Raw genomic sequence first — 13,845 nt, 5'->3', positions numbered from 1 at the left:
TCAGCACGGTTTGTTACTGTTGCCAGGCAGGCGCGCGCGTCCGCATCGAAGCGCGCGACGCGACTCAAGCCGATTCACGCTTCATCACAACCCTGATATGAGCCCGTCGATATGGATGTCTCCCGCTCTCAGTTGTTGGCTTCACTGGCTACGCCTTCGCAACAGGCGCGCCTGATCCAGTTGCAGGGGCCTGCCCCCGATCTGGTGGTCGAACGCTTCGAGGGCCAGGAATCGGTCTGCGGCAGCAGCCGCTTCGAGATCGACTGCCTGTCCACCGATGCCTTCCTGGACATGGACCCGTGGCTGGAACAGCCGCTCACCCTGCAGCTGCGGCAAGCCGACGGCGGCCTGCGCCAATGGCATGGCCTGTGCACCGAGGTTGCCCAGCTGGGCAGCGACGGCGGCCTGGCCCGCTATCGGCTCACCCTGGAACCGTGGACGGCGCTGCTGGAGCTGCGCCGCAACGCGGTGATCTTCCAGGAACTGGACACCCGCACCATCTGCGAGCAGATCTTCGGCGACTACCCGCAGGCCGTGTTCCGCTTCGACGTGCAGTCCACCCTGCCCGCCCGCGCCATCACCACCCAGTACCGCGAGAGCGACTGGGGTTTTGTGACCCGGCTGCTGGCCGAGGCCGGTCTGGCGTGGCGGATCGAGCAGACCCAGGGCGATACCGCCGCGCACACGCTGGTGGTCTTCGAGCCGGGCGCCGAGCTCACCGATCTGGGTGCGCAGCGCTTCCACCGCGCCGACATGGCCGAAGCGCTGGATGGCATCACCGCATTTGCCGAGCAGCGCCAGCTGGTGCCCAACGCCAGCAGCGTGGCCAGCTGGCACAGCGAGCAGCTGCAGGCGGTGAGCGGCCAGAGCCAGGCCGAGGCCGGCGAGCTGCCGGCGCTGGAAGTCTATGTGCAGCCGCGTGCCGGCCGCTTCGGCAAGGGCGCCTCGGCCGACGACGAGGCCCAGGCCCGTCTGGATGCGCTGCGCGTACCGATGACCCTGTTCCAAGGCAGCGGCAGCGTGCGCGTGCTGGCCGCCGGCAACCGCTTCACCCTCACCCAGCACCCGCAGCACCAGGGCCAGACCTTCCAGCTGTTGGCCGTGGCGCATGTGGCCGTCAATAACCTGGGCCACGGCATCGTCGAACTGCTCGGCGAATCCGCCCTGGAGAACGGCAGCTATCGCAACCGCTTCCTGGCCGCGCCCAGCGACGCCCCGATCCGCGCCCTGCCGCAGGACCGGCCGACCCTGCACGGCCCGCAGACCGCCCGCGTGGTCGGCGTGTCCGACAGCGTGGTCACGCCCAATCGCGAGCACCAGGTACGCATCCAGTTCGGCTGGCAGCGCGGCACCGCGCCCAACCCGGGCGGGCTGACCGACACCGGCAGCAAGCTCACCGGGCATGCGCCGGGCGACCAGACCAGCGGCAGCTGGGTGCCGGTAGCCGAGTGGGTGGCCGGCCCCAACTGGGGCACGCATTTCCTGCCGCGCATCGGCAGCGAGGTGCTGGTGGAGTTCCTGCATGGGGACATCGACCAGCCACGCATCACCGGCCAGCTCTACAACGGTGAGGTCGCCCCACCGTTTGGCGGCGGCATCGACGAGAAGGCCCAGCACCCCGGCGTGCTCAGCGGCCTGCATACGCAGTCCCACGATGGCGGCGGCACCCAGCAGTGGGTGATCGACGACACCCCCGGGCAGCTGCGCACGCGCCTGCAGACCTCGCTGGCCGACAGCCGGCTGGAACTGGGCTACCTGATCGAGCACGGCGACACCCGTCGCGGCGCGCTGCGCGGCCAGGGCTTCGAGCTGGCCACCCAGGGCTGGGGCAACGTGCACGCGGCCAAGGGTCTGCTGATCTCCACCACCGCGCGCAGCAATGGCGCCTCCACGGTGCTGGACAGCAACGAGGCTGTCGCCCAGCTCAAGGGCGCCGAGCGCAGCCTGGAAGGCATGCACGACACCCTGCAGCAGCAGAACGTGCCGGCCCTGACGGCGCTGAAAAGCACCACCCACCTGCGCGAGAAGATCGATCCGCAGGTGGACGGCAAGTACAGCGGCGAGGTCAACGGCCAGTCGGCAATGAAGCCCGACGATGGGCGCACCCCGGGCAGCAACCCGGTGGAGCGCTTTGCCGCGGCCCTGCTGCTGGCCGAGTCGCCCGAGCAGATCATCTGGACCACCCCGGCCAGTGCGGTGGCCTACGCCGGGCAGAACCTGCAGATGACCGTGCAGCAGGACCTGCACATCAGCGCCGGCGAAACCGTCTCCACCGTGTCCGGCGAGCACACCGCGCTGTTTGCCCAGGAAGGCCCGATCAAGGTCATCGCGGCCAACGGCCCGGTGAGTTTGCAGGCCAACACCGGCGAGCTGGAGCTGCTGGCCGACCAGGCCATCACCATCACCGCCACCGACAACCGCATCGACGTGCTGGCCCAGCAGAAAGTGGTGCTGCAGGCCGGCAACAGCGCGATCACGTTGGAAGGTGGGGACATCACCTTCAGCTGCCCGGGGACGTTTACGGTAAAGGCCGGGCAGCATCCGTTCCTCGGTGGGGCCAGCGACGCCGCCGCCGTTCCCGCCCTGCCCGACCAGACCTTCGCCTTTACCGACAGCCTGCGCTTCGCGGTGGAAGGCGCGGACGTGCTGGCCGGCGACCTGGGTTGGACCAACCTGCCCTTCAAGATCGTCGACCAGGACAACAAGGAAGTGGCCGCCGGCACCGTGGGCGAGGATGGCCGCCTGCCGCGCGTGATGTCCGAGGGGCTGGGCAGGACGCTCACCCTGCAGGTCGGCGAGGACAAGTGGGAGAAGATCACCGCCGCTACCGGCGCGCCGCCGGAAGAAGACGGCGACAACGATGACGACCCCGATGGCGACCGCTACCGCGGCGAGCTCGATGCCGCCGCGCAGACAGGCGCCCTGACCCCGGAGCAGATCCTCGAACTGCTCGGCAACGAGAACGATCCCGCATGAAAACCCTGTCGTATCTGCTGCTGGCCGCCGCGATCGCCGCCGCCCCGGCGCAGGCCCAGCAGTACAAGCCCGGTACCGCCACCATCGCCAGCGCGCAAGGCACGCTGCGGGTGAACTCGGGCCTGGTCAACCATTTCAACGCGCACAGCTTCTACGTCTACAGCTTCCAGTGGCAGCCGCAGGGCAAGGACGCGGTGTGGAACCAGGTGCCGCTGCTGGCCAAGCCGGACGCGGTGCCCAGCGAATTCGTGTTCAAGACCACCGCGACCGCGGACTTCCCGTTGAGCGACGCCCGCGTGGTGCAGGCCGGCGGCAAGACCTGGCTGACCACGGCCCAGCTCACGTACGAGGACACACCGTACGACGACAACGCCAGTGTCGAGCTGAAGCGGTATGAGCTGGTGCGCCAGCCCGACGAAGACCGGTGGGTGTTCGTGCTGCGCAGCACCCGCAACGTTGGCAAGAAAACCGTCACCCAGGCGCTGGCAGCGCCACCGTCCCCCTGAGCGTCTAGCCCATGACCACGTACATCAGCGCGGTATTTCACAAGGACATCCGCACGGTGGAATTCACCGCTGCGAACGGCGACAAGATGTTGCGCACCGGCGGTACGTTGGCGTGGCTGCTCAACAACCCGGGCAACCTGCGCCCCGGCGGCAAGTACGTCAGCATGATCGGCCAGGCCGACACGGCCAGCGGCAAGTTCGCGATCTTTTCCAGCGCCGAGGAAGGCCGCAAGGAGAAGCGCGCCCTGCTGCGGCGCAAGTACAACGACATGACGTTGTACAACGCGATGCACACCTACGCCCCGGAAGGCGAGAACGACACGGCCAAATACCTGGCGTTCGTGCGCAAGAAGTCCGGCGCGACCGACCAGACGGTCATCAAGGACATGACCGACGACCAGTTCAATGGCATGGTCGCGGCGATGGAGCAGTACGAAGGCTTCAATGCCAATTCGGACACGCGCAAGGAAAAGATCGTGCACGCCACCCAGGTGTCGCTGTCCGACGGCGCCAAGCCGCTGCCGTCTTTCCCCGTGGTAGCCAAGACCAGCACCGGAAAGGAGAAGAAGCTCACCACCAACGCCTATGGCGTGCTGCCGGCGTTCATCACCAGCAAGCCGGGTGAGATGGTGCAGCTGTTCGCCGAGGAGGCCGGCAAGGTGGGCACCAAGATCGGCGAGTTCGTGCTGGACCAGGCGTCGACGTCGTTGCTGTTCGCGCGGCCGCTGGTCACCGCGCTGGCCGGCTCGCAGCCGCACAACCCCGACAGCAGTCCGCGCGACGCCAAGCGTGCGCCGATCCGTTATGTGATCCAGCCAAAGGACACGCTCGGCACGGTGGCCAGCAAGTTCAAGACCAGCGTGGACGAACTGGTCAGCAACAACCGGATCCGGGACCGCAACAAGGTCTTTCCGGGCGAGGTGATCTGGATCTACGGGCCGGCACCGCAGGGCAGCACGTCCGGCGCGGCCGCCAACGATGCCGCTCCCGCCGCCGCCCGGAACAGCTATGCGATCAAGCGCGGCGACACGCTGTCGGGCATCGCCGACCGCCACGGCGTTTCGGTGGACCAGCTCATGGCCGCCAACCCGGCGATCAAGGACCGCAACAAGATCAGCCCGGGGCAGTCGATCAACCTGCCGGCCGGTGCGAAGAAGGCAGAACCGGCCTCCACGGCAGTCACCAAGCCCAAGACCACCCAGCCGCCTGCCTCCAGCAAGCCGAGTGGGCCGGCACCCAGCCTGGTCAAGCCGCCGCCGGTTGCCCCGCCCAAGCAGCCGGCGGTAAAGCCGCCTGCGGCCGTGGACACCCGGCCGGTGCGCAGCGCGGAGAACCAAGCCCACCCGATCGCGTTGGTGCCGTACTCGCAGCAACGTGCGCCGTGGATCGAGCATGCCTACGCGCAGGCCAAGAAGTGGTCGGGCAAGAAGGAAGCGGTGATCACCAAGACGATCAACTTCCACGACGAAATCGGCTACGGCAAGCAGTTCAAGACCATGGCCGGCGGAGACAACGCCTGGTGTGCCTCGTTCGTGAACTACTGCATGCGCAAGGCCGGTTACCCCATCTCCAGCCCGCATCCCTACCGCGCCCGCTCGTTCGCCGCCGACACCACCAACTACGTGCAGATCGATGCACCGGTATTTGGCGCGATCGCGCTGGTCAAGACCAGCCACGTGGGCTTTGTCTACGCGCTCGATGGCAGCAGCCCGATCCTGCTGGGCGGCAACCAGAGCGACCAGATCAACTTCGTCAAATACAATCCTGCGTCGCTGCGCTATTACGTGCCCAAGGCCTACCTGGCCTTCGCCAACAAAGAACTGAAGGACCCGAAACTCGATGCGACCCACGCCAAAACCCTCAATGACGCCCTCGGCATCGTCGTCGTCACCAAGGCCAGCGGCAATGAGCGTTGACCGCAGCGGCTGGCTCGCCGTGGCCTGCGCGCTGGCGTTGGCCGCATGCGGCGGGCCCGGCAAGGCGGCGACGGACACCGATGTCGCCACCGATGCCGCCCCTGAAGGCTCCGCCCCGGCCGCGGCGCCCGCGCAGCCGGCGAGCGGTGGGTTTGCGGTCCTGCCCGCCCTGCCCGGCAGCGAAACCGATGGCCTGGGCATCCGTGACCCGCTGAAGCTGGTGCACTACCGCGACACCGCCGGTGAAGGCCTGCTGGTACTGGCGCGCACCGATACGCGCACGCACGACGCCGACAGCGACCAGGACATGGACGTGGCCACCTTGACCGCCACGCTTTATGGCCGCACCGCCGCCGACGCTCCCTTCGTGCAGCGTTGGCAGAGCGAAAGCCCGACCGAGTGCGAAGGCCTGGACCTGGACGCGGGCTATTTCCTCGACCAGAGCGGTGCCAGCGACCTGGACGGCGATGGCGTGGCCGAGCTCACCCTGGCCAGCCACAGCTTCTGCGGCGGCGGCGTGGACCCGCAGCAGATCGTCATCGAACTTCGGCGCGACAACGATGTCTACCGCATCGACGGCGAATCGCTGGTCACCATCGAAGGCGACGCACCGTTCGGCGGCGAGCGCCAGGACAGCGCGTCCTACAAGGATGCCCCGCCGCTGTTCCAGAAGCACATGGATGCCGTCTGGAAGGCCGTATACACGCGGCGTGGCGGACAGGATGAAGCGACGCCGTAATCGCGCGGGCACACGCCCCTTCGTGTTCCGGGGTGGCCGGCTCGCCGGTGGCTGCCTGCTGTTGCTGGCCTGCAGTGGCGTAGCGGCAGCAACTACAGAACGGCCACTCCCGTTCCACCGCCTTCCGGCCCCGGTCACGGAGTTCGCGGTTCGCGGCCATGACGTGGTGTTCAAGCGGGACACCCGTGCGATCCGGATACGGCTGGGATCGGCGGTAGATGGGTGGCAGGTAAACTGCGCCCGCACCCGCGCGCTCGCTTGGGGCGTCCCGTGGGACCAGATGGACCCCGGCACCAGTCGCTGCGCCAACGTGTTCCTGCTGGACCTGGAGGCGGCGCAGGTGCTGGCCCGTTTCTCGCTCGTGCACGGGCCCTACGAGACCGCCTTCAGCGCGGACGGCCAGTGGGCGCGGGTGGATGACATCGTCCTGCGCCAGCGTGATGGCGAACGCGCCACGGTCACGGTGGCTGCAGCGGAGCATTCCGAAACCTGCCCCTCCATCGGCGTGCAGCCAGCGCACACCGACTGACGTAGCCACGCCCCCAAGCGCGCTCAGCCGATCACGATGTAGTCACTGACCAGCGTGATCTCCGCATGCGCGCCCGGCTGCAGCTGCACGTAGCGGCCGCCCACCTGGTCGATGGCGATGCAGTCGTCCACGTCCAGCACCGCGTCGGTATGCGGCATGATCCAACTGGCGTCGCGCAGGCCCTTGGCCTTCTGCCTGGCGTCGGCCAGGTCGCCGGCGACCAGCAGCAGGTAGTCGTGCGCCTCGCCCAGCGCGCGTGGCACGTAGCCGCCCAGGTTGACGAAGAACAGGCGCGGCGCAGCCGGGCCCGGGGCAACATCGCCAAAACGGACCTGATGGCCGTCTACCCCGTCCACCGCCAGCCAGCCGTCCACGTGCAGGCCCTTGGCGTTACCGAACCACTCCCGCCGCAACTGCGGGTAGGCGTCCTCGGGGCGGTCCACATTGGCGAAGGCCACGTCATGGACTTCGATGCGCGCACGCGCATGGCGCCCGCCCAGCATGAACACGTGCAGCACTGCCCTCTCCCACTCTTTTGCGACGGCGTGCAGTGTAGCGTTGCCACCACGCGAAGATCGCGGCGGCAGTGGTATCGTCAGCGCCTGAATCCGCAGGAGCGACTCCATGTACGTCCATTCGCGCAGCGTTACTTCCGGCCGTCTGGCCGCCGCACTGGCCCTCGCCGCCAGTCTGGCGCTCAGCGCCTGCGTCAGCACTCCCGGCCCGCAGGTCAAGGGTCCGGGCCTGTGCAAGGCCGATGGCCTGGAGTGGGCCGTGGGGAAGCCAGCCGATGAAGCCACCATGCGCAAGCTGTCGGCGCAGAGCGGCGCCGGGCTGGTCAACCCGATTGGCCCGGACACCATCACCACCCGTGACCTTCGCCAGGATCGCCTGCGCGTGTTCATCGACAAGCAGAACGTCATCACCGCCGTCCGCTGCGAGTGATTCCCCGCCGGGTAGAGCCACCCCAAGGGTGGCTGTGCCATCAGATCGTGGGTTTTCCGTGCAGCCACCCATGGGGTGGCTCTACCCGGTTCCGGTTCCGGTTCCGGTGCAGTCGCAGCCGTTCCAGTGGCGGGTTTTGGGCGTCTGGCCGATGCCCGGGTTGAACGTGTTGCTGGGATCGAGCTGCTGATAGAACGCGGCCAGGGCCGGCTTGGCCGGGTACAGGTGGCCCACGTTGTGTTCGGCCGGGTACTCGGCGCCACGCGCGTCCAGCAACGCCCACATGGCATGCTCGATCGCCAGCGGATCTTCGCCTTTGCGCACGATGTAGTCCTGGTGGAACACGTGGCAGAAGAAGTGCCCGTAATACAGCTTGCCGGCCAGCTTGGCGTCGATGTCCGCCGGCAGCTCTTCCACCCACTGGCGGTCATCGCGGCGCAAGGCCACGTCCAGCGCGACGATATCCTGCACCGCATCGCGGTGTACTTCGCGATACCGCACGGCCGCGCCTGCCACCGCAAAGCGATGCAGGAACGCCTTGCGGCCTTCATCGGCGGTGCATGCGAAGAAGTCACCCTCGCCAGCGGCGAAGTGCGTGCGCAGGAAGGTCTCGGTGGCGGCCGCATCCACGGCCGATACCTTCAGCAGCAGGTGGTGCTCGTAACGGTCACGGAACTGCTTCATGCGGGGCGGCAGGTGCCCCGGCAGCAGGCGCATCATGGCTTGGATGACGCGGTCGGTGACCCCGCGCAGGCCCAGCGTCTCGAACCAGCCGTCGATGCGGCTCTTCAGCGCAAACGCGGCCGGTACACGCGCGGTGCCCAGGCGATCGATGAGCAGGAAGGTGTCCTTGCCGTAGCGCTCGCCGATATCAAATGCTTCGCGATGCAGGTACTCGCCGGAAATCGGCAGGCGTTCGAACGCCGTCAGCAGGTGGCGGCGGATCGCGGTGAGGTCGTCCATCGTGTTGCTGCCGATGTAGAACACCTCGGCCTGCTCGCGCGCGAAGGTATCCAGACGCACCGCAAACACCGCCAGCTTGCCGGCCGACCCGGCCGCTTCGTAGTGCCGCGCGGGGTCGGCGTTGAAGCGCGCCGGGGTGGGCGCGTCCACCTGCCGCACCTGCTCGGCATAGCGCGGATCGGTCGCCGCGCGGCCGCTGTCGTTGTCGATGTCGGCAGCGCGGTAGTCGCCCCGCTGCAGGCGGTCCAGGATCTCTTCGGGTGCGCCGCCCAGCGCGATGCCCAGGTGGTTGACCAGCCGCAGCTGCCCGTGCGCGTCGACCTGGGCGTACAAGGCCAGCTCGGTATACGCCGGGCCGCGCCGCACCAATGCGCCGCCGGAGTTGTTGCACACGCCGCCCAGCACCGACGCGCCGATGCAGGACGAGCCAATCACCGAATGCGGCTCGCGGTCCAAGGGGGCCAGCAGCCGCTCCAGCCGGTCCAGCGTGGCGCCGGGCAGGCACACCACCTGGCGGCCGTCGTTCACCAGCTGGATGCCGGTGAGGCGCAGCGTGTTGATGATCACCACCGGTCGGTCGTAGTCCGCGCCATCGGGGTTGGACCCGCCGGTCAGGCCGGTGTTGGCGGCCTGCATGATGACCACGGCATCGGCCGCTACCACCGCCTGCAGCACGCGCCACTGTTCCACCAGCGTGCCCGGGCGCACCACGGCCAGCACCGGGCCGTCACCGAAGCGGTAGCCCTTGCGGAAGCGCCGGGTCGGTTTGTCGCCACTGAGCACATGCGCCGTGCCCACGATGGCGCGCAGCGCGGCCAGCAGCGCGGCAGGGTCGCTCACGGCCGCACCTGCGCGTGCCGGGCCACCTCGGCCAGTGCGTCGCCGCTGATGTCGGCAATGGTCTTCGCCCCGGTCAGGGTCATCGCCACGCGCATCTCTTTGGCCATCAGGTCGAGCAGGTTGGCCACGCCCTCGCCGCCCTGCGCGGCCAGCGCGTACACGAACGCACGGCCCAGCAGCACGCTGTCGGCGCCCAGCGCGAGCATGCGCACCACGTCCAGGCCACTGCGGATGCCCGAGTCGGCGAGGATCTTCAGCTCGCCCTTCACCGCATCGGCAATCGCCGGCAGCGCACGCGCGGTGGACAGCACGCCATCCAGCTGGCGGCCGCCGTGGTTGGAGACCACGATGCCGTCGGCGCCGAACCGCACCGCATCACGCGCATCGTCCGGGTCGAGGATGCCCTTGATCACCATGGGCCCGGTCCAGAATTCGCGGATCCACTCCAGGTCTTTCCAGGAGATGGAGGGATCGAAGTTGGCGCCCAGCCAGCCGATGTAGTCCGCCAGCCCGGTCGGGCTGCCGCGGTAAGTGGAGATGTTGCCCAGATCGTGCGGGCGCCCGCGCAGGCCCACGTCCCACGCCCAGCGCGGATGGGTGGCGGCCTGCAGCATGCGCCGCAGCGGTGCGTTGGGGCCACTCATGCCCGAATGGGCGTCGCGGTAGCGTGCGCCGGGGGTGGGCATGTCCACGGTGAACACCAGCGTGGTCACCCCGGCGGCCTTGGCCCGCTCCAGCGCATTGCGCATGAAGCCACGGTCCTTCAGCACGTACAGCTGAAACCACATCGGCCGATCGATGGCCGGCGCCACTTCTTCGATCGGGCACACCGACACGGTGGACAGGGTGAAGGGAATGCCGCGACTGGCCGCCGCCCGCGCCGCCTGCACCTCACCGCGTCGCGCATACATCCCGGTCAGTCCGACCGGCGCCAGCGCCACCGGCATCGCCAGGCGCTCGCCGAACAGGGTTGTTTCCAGGCTCAGCTCGGCCATGTTGCGCAGCACGCGCTGGCGCAGCGCGATATCGGCCAGGTCGGACACGTTGCGCTTGAGGGTGTGTTCGGCATACGCGCCGCCATCGATGTAGTGGAACAGGAACGGCGGCAGCCGGCGCTGGGCGGCCGCGCGGTAATCGGTGGAGGCGGAGATGATCATGGGAATCAACCGTGGGCAGAAGGAAGCCGCGAGGCGCGCGTGCGCCGGGCCTCGTTGTCGTCAAGCGTGCGCAGCGAGGTGTGCACGAATTCCAGGTGGGCGTGTGCGGCGGCACGCGCGCGTTCGGGATCGCCGGACAACACCCCGTCCATCATTTCCCGGTGCTGCACCGACAACGGTTCAAAGGTGCGCGGCGAGGTGTACAGCTTTTCCCGGCTCTGCGAGATATTGGTCTGCAGCAGCTCGAACAGGCCGCGCATCACCTGCAGCAGCACCAGGTTGTGCGAAGCCTCGGCGATGGCCAGGTGGAAGGCCGCATCGGCGCGCGCCTCACCGGCCGGATCGTCCTTGCCGTGTGCGGCCATCATGGTGTCGAAGGCGTCGCGGATCTTCGCCCGGTCCGCATCGGTGGCGCGCAACGCGGCGTGCCAGGCGGTGGCGCCTTCCAGCGCGTGACGGATTTCCAGCACGTCGAAGCGGTACTCCGGGTCGCCCTGGAACAGCGGCAGGTACGGCATCAGCGGTTCGTCAATCGCCTGCCGGGCACGCGCAGCGGGTTCGGCCACGTAGGTGCCACCGCCGACCCGCGCGGTCAGCAGGCCTTGGCTGGCCAGCTGCGCGATCGCCTCGCGCAGGGCGGTGCGTGACACCCCCAGCTGCACGGCCAGCGCCCGCTCGGCCGGCAGCCGATCCCCCGGCTGCAGGTTCTGCGTGCTCACCAGGCCACGCAACTGCGCGGCCACCTTGTCGGACAGGCGTTCGTTCTTCATGCCGTCATTGTCGCCCGCATGGCCGGATCCGCGCATGGCTCAGGGAATCATCCAGGTCAGCCAGTAGGCCTGCAGCGTGGTGATGATGCCCACCATCACGGTGAAGATCAGGCTGTGCTTGACCGTGAAGCGGAACAGGTCGGATTCCTTGCCGGCCAGCCCCACCGCCGCGCAGGCGATGGCGATGGACTGCGGGGAAATCATCTTGCCGGTCACCCCACCGGTGGTATTGGCCGCCACCAGTAGCACCTCGGACACGCCGATCTGCTGGGCGGTGGTGGCCTGCAGCGCCGAGAACAGCGCGTTGGAGGAGGTGTCCGAGCCGGTCAGGAACACGCCCAGCCAGCCCAGGAACGGCGAGAAGAAGGTGAACGCCTTGCCGGTGTGCGCCAGGGCCAGCGCCAGTGTGGCCGACAGCCCCGAGTAGTTGGCGATGAAGGCAAACGCCAGCACCATGCCGATCGAGTAGATGGGCACCTTCAGCTCGTTGGCGGTCTCACCGAACGTGCGCAACGCCGCGGCCGGGCGCATCTTCAGCAGCACGATGGCCAGGACTGCGCCGAGCATGATGGCGGTGCCGGTGGCCGAGACGGCATCGAACTTGTACACCGCCTCGTAGGCGCTGGGCGATGGCACGATGGGCGGCATCTTGTGCACCAGCTGGTCCAGCGCCGGCACCGGCAGCTTGAGCACCCAGTGTTGCAGCGGCCCACCTGTGGCGAACAACGCCTTGAACGGCTTGATGCTCCATACCGTGACCATCGCGGTCAGGATCAGGAACGGCGACCACGCCTTGATGATCTGTCCGGTGCGGTAACGCGGGGCCTCCAGCGCCTGCGCGGCGGCCTCGGCACTGGTTTCGGTATCGAAGCGGAAGATCCGCGCCGGCTTCCAGCGGCGCAGGAACAGGGTCAGGCACACCAGCGAGGCCAGCGAGGCGGTGATGTCGGGCAGTTCCGGGCCGATGAAGTTGGAGGTCAGGTACTGCGCGATGGCGAACGAGCCGCCGGCCACCAGCACCGCCGGCCAGGTTTCCTTGACGCCGCGCCAGCCGTCCATGATTGCCATGATCCAGAACAGCACGATGATGGTCAGGAACGGCAGCTGGCGGCCGGCCATCTGCCCGATCTCGAACGGATCCAGGCCGGTGACCTGCCCCGCCACGATGATCGGAATGCCCATCGCGCCAAAGGCCACCGGTGCGGTGTTGACGATCAGGCACAGCCCGGCCGCATACAGCGGCTTGAAGCCCAGCCCCACCAGCAGCGCGGCGGTGATCGCCACCGGCGCACCGAAACCGGCCGCCCCTTCCAGGAACGCGCCGAAGGCGAAGCCGACCATCAGCATCTGCAGGCGCTGGTCTTCGGTGACCGACAGGATCGAGGCCCGGATGATGTCGAACTGCCCGGTCTTGACCGAAACCTTGTACAGGAACACCGCGCCCAGGATGATCCAGGCGATCGGCCACAGCCCGTAGATGAAGCCGTACGCGCCGGCCGCGAACGCCTGCTGCACCGGCATGCGGTAGAACAGCAGCGCCACCGCCAGGGCGATGGCCACGGTGAGCGTTCCGGCCAGCCAGCCCTTCATGCGCAGCACGGCCAGGGCGACGAAGAAGAAGGCGATCGGCAACAGCGCGATCAGGCTGGACAGCCACAGGTTGCCAGCGGGGTCATACAGTTGTTGCCAAGGCTGCATCGGCGGATCTCAACGGGACGGACGGAAGGCCGCGCACGGGAGGCGCGGGCCGGCTGCATTCCCACCGCGTCGTTATTGGTGTGACCAATAGCCGACAGAGGGTCAGGAAGTGTCCGCATTGAAACGCCAATTGCGCGACGGGCCTATTAGACCATAGGTCTATGCCCCGTATTTTGGTATGACCATTAGCTGCAGCCGCAGTCGCTGGCCGGCCCCTTCAGCTCCACCCCGTTGCCGTCCGGGTCGTACAGGTACACCGACAAGCCATCGCCCTCGGCGCCGAAGTTGTTCTCCGGTTTGCCGCGCAGTTCCACCGCGTGCATCTGCAGGTGCGCCCGCAGCTGTTCAACATCGAACGGCTCCACCCGCAGGCACAGGTGCTCCAGGTTTCGCCCCTGCGCGCCCGCCGCCGGGCCGCCGGGCGTGCCCAGCTTTCCGTCCACGGCGACCAGGTCGATCATCGAGGTCCCGGCGTGCAGGTGCACCATGCCCAGCGACGGCCTTTCGCGGGCCACCGTGCAGCCGAGCACATCACGATAAAACGCCACGGCGCGCGGCAGGTCCTGCACGCGCAGGACGACATGGTCGATGTGCTGGATCTCGAAGGGTCGCATGCCGTCACTCCTCGGTCGGATGGCAGCGGGAAGCATGCCGCGTGCCCTGTGAGGGCCATCTGATTATCGGCGACGTCGTATGCCGGCCGGCGCGATAGCACACCGGTATCGAGCAGCGCTTGCATCGCGCCACGCACTGACGCGAATGATCCGCGTACACAAAACATTGACGCAGTTGTTTGAACGACGCGT

12 protein-coding genes are annotated in these 13,845 nt (G+C 68.0%); 6 read left to right on the top strand and 6 right to left on the bottom strand.

The window, feature by feature from the left end:
• Nucleotides 1-111: 111 nt before the first annotated feature.
• From AC1DCJ_RS15615 to AC1DCJ_RS15595, 5 genes are all read left to right on the top strand, one after another.
• Nucleotides 112-2,976, top strand: coding sequence for a type VI secretion system Vgr family protein (locus AC1DCJ_RS15615; protein ID WP_478071354.1), 2,865 nt, complete (start codon nt 112-114; stop codon nt 2,974-2,976).
• Entirely contained in the window at nt 2,973-3,482 is a 510-nt protein-coding gene (locus AC1DCJ_RS15610) for a hypothetical protein (RefSeq protein WP_137189658.1), read from the top strand. The genes AC1DCJ_RS15615 and AC1DCJ_RS15610 overlap by 4 nt, the downstream gene beginning before the upstream one ends.
• A gap of 11 nt (nt 3,483-3,493) precedes the next feature.
• Nucleotides 3,494-5,398, top strand: coding sequence for a TIGR02594 family protein (locus AC1DCJ_RS15605; RefSeq protein ID WP_137189659.1), 1,905 nt, complete (start codon nt 3,494-3,496; stop codon nt 5,396-5,398).
• Entirely contained in the window at nt 5,388-6,137 is a 750-nt protein-coding gene (locus AC1DCJ_RS15600; RefSeq protein ID WP_137189660.1) for a M949_RS01915 family surface polysaccharide biosynthesis protein, read from the top strand. Before AC1DCJ_RS15605 ends, AC1DCJ_RS15600 begins: the two co-directional genes overlap by 11 nt.
• A gap of 280 nt (nt 6,138-6,417) precedes the next feature.
• Complete coding sequence (locus AC1DCJ_RS15595) at nt 6,418-6,666, top strand: hypothetical protein (protein ID WP_478071353.1); 249 nt, start codon at nt 6,418-6,420, stop codon at nt 6,664-6,666.
• Between the two features lie 23 nt (nt 6,667-6,689).
• Here AC1DCJ_RS15595 and AC1DCJ_RS15590 read toward each other — a convergent pair whose 3' ends face one another.
• Entirely contained in the window at nt 6,690-7,184 is a 495-nt protein-coding gene (locus AC1DCJ_RS15590) for a DUF1543 domain-containing protein (RefSeq protein WP_478071352.1), read from the bottom strand.
• Between the two features lie 106 nt (nt 7,185-7,290).
• On the opposite strand from AC1DCJ_RS15590, the gene AC1DCJ_RS15585 reads away from it, so the two are divergent.
• Nucleotides 7,291-7,611 carry a hypothetical protein gene (locus AC1DCJ_RS15585; protein WP_314402139.1) on the top strand — a complete coding sequence of 107 codons (321 nt, stop codon included), beginning with the start codon at nt 7,291-7,293 and terminating at the stop codon, nt 7,609-7,611.
• 81 nt (nt 7,612-7,692) lie between these two features.
• On the opposite strand, the gene dld is transcribed toward AC1DCJ_RS15585, so the two are convergent.
• The 5 genes from dld to AC1DCJ_RS15560 all read right to left on the bottom strand — a co-directional run bounded on the left by dld (nt 7,693) and on the right by AC1DCJ_RS15560 (nt 13,653).
• Nucleotides 7,693-9,414 carry a D-lactate dehydrogenase gene (dld, locus tag AC1DCJ_RS15580; RefSeq protein ID WP_478071351.1) on the bottom strand — a complete coding sequence of 574 codons (1,722 nt, stop codon included), beginning with the start codon at nt 9,412-9,414 and terminating at the stop codon, nt 7,693-7,695.
• Complete coding sequence (lldD, locus tag AC1DCJ_RS15575; protein ID WP_038687967.1) at nt 9,411-10,571, bottom strand: FMN-dependent L-lactate dehydrogenase LldD; 1,161 nt, start codon at nt 10,569-10,571, stop codon at nt 9,411-9,413. The genes dld and lldD overlap by 4 nt, the downstream gene beginning before the upstream one ends.
• Nucleotides 10,572-10,576: 5 nt before the next feature.
• The gene (gene lldR, locus AC1DCJ_RS15570) at nt 10,577-11,341 is read right to left on the bottom strand and encodes a transcriptional regulator LldR (RefSeq protein ID WP_128097422.1); all 765 of its coding nucleotides are present in this window, start codon (nt 11,339-11,341) and stop codon (nt 10,577-10,579) included.
• 39 nt (nt 11,342-11,380) lie between these two features.
• Nucleotides 11,381-13,039 carry an L-lactate permease gene (gene lldP / locus AC1DCJ_RS15565; protein WP_478071350.1) on the bottom strand — a complete coding sequence of 553 codons (1,659 nt, stop codon included), beginning with the start codon at nt 13,037-13,039 and terminating at the stop codon, nt 11,381-11,383.
• Between the two features lie 185 nt (nt 13,040-13,224).
• Entirely contained in the window at nt 13,225-13,653 is a 429-nt protein-coding gene (locus AC1DCJ_RS15560; protein ID WP_137189666.1) for a VOC family protein, read from the bottom strand.
• Nucleotides 13,654-13,845 lie beyond the last annotated feature (192 nt).

The organism is Stenotrophomonas sp. 10N36 (assembly GCF_056395005.1).
This window is presented reverse-complemented; position numbering and strand designations above follow the sequence as displayed.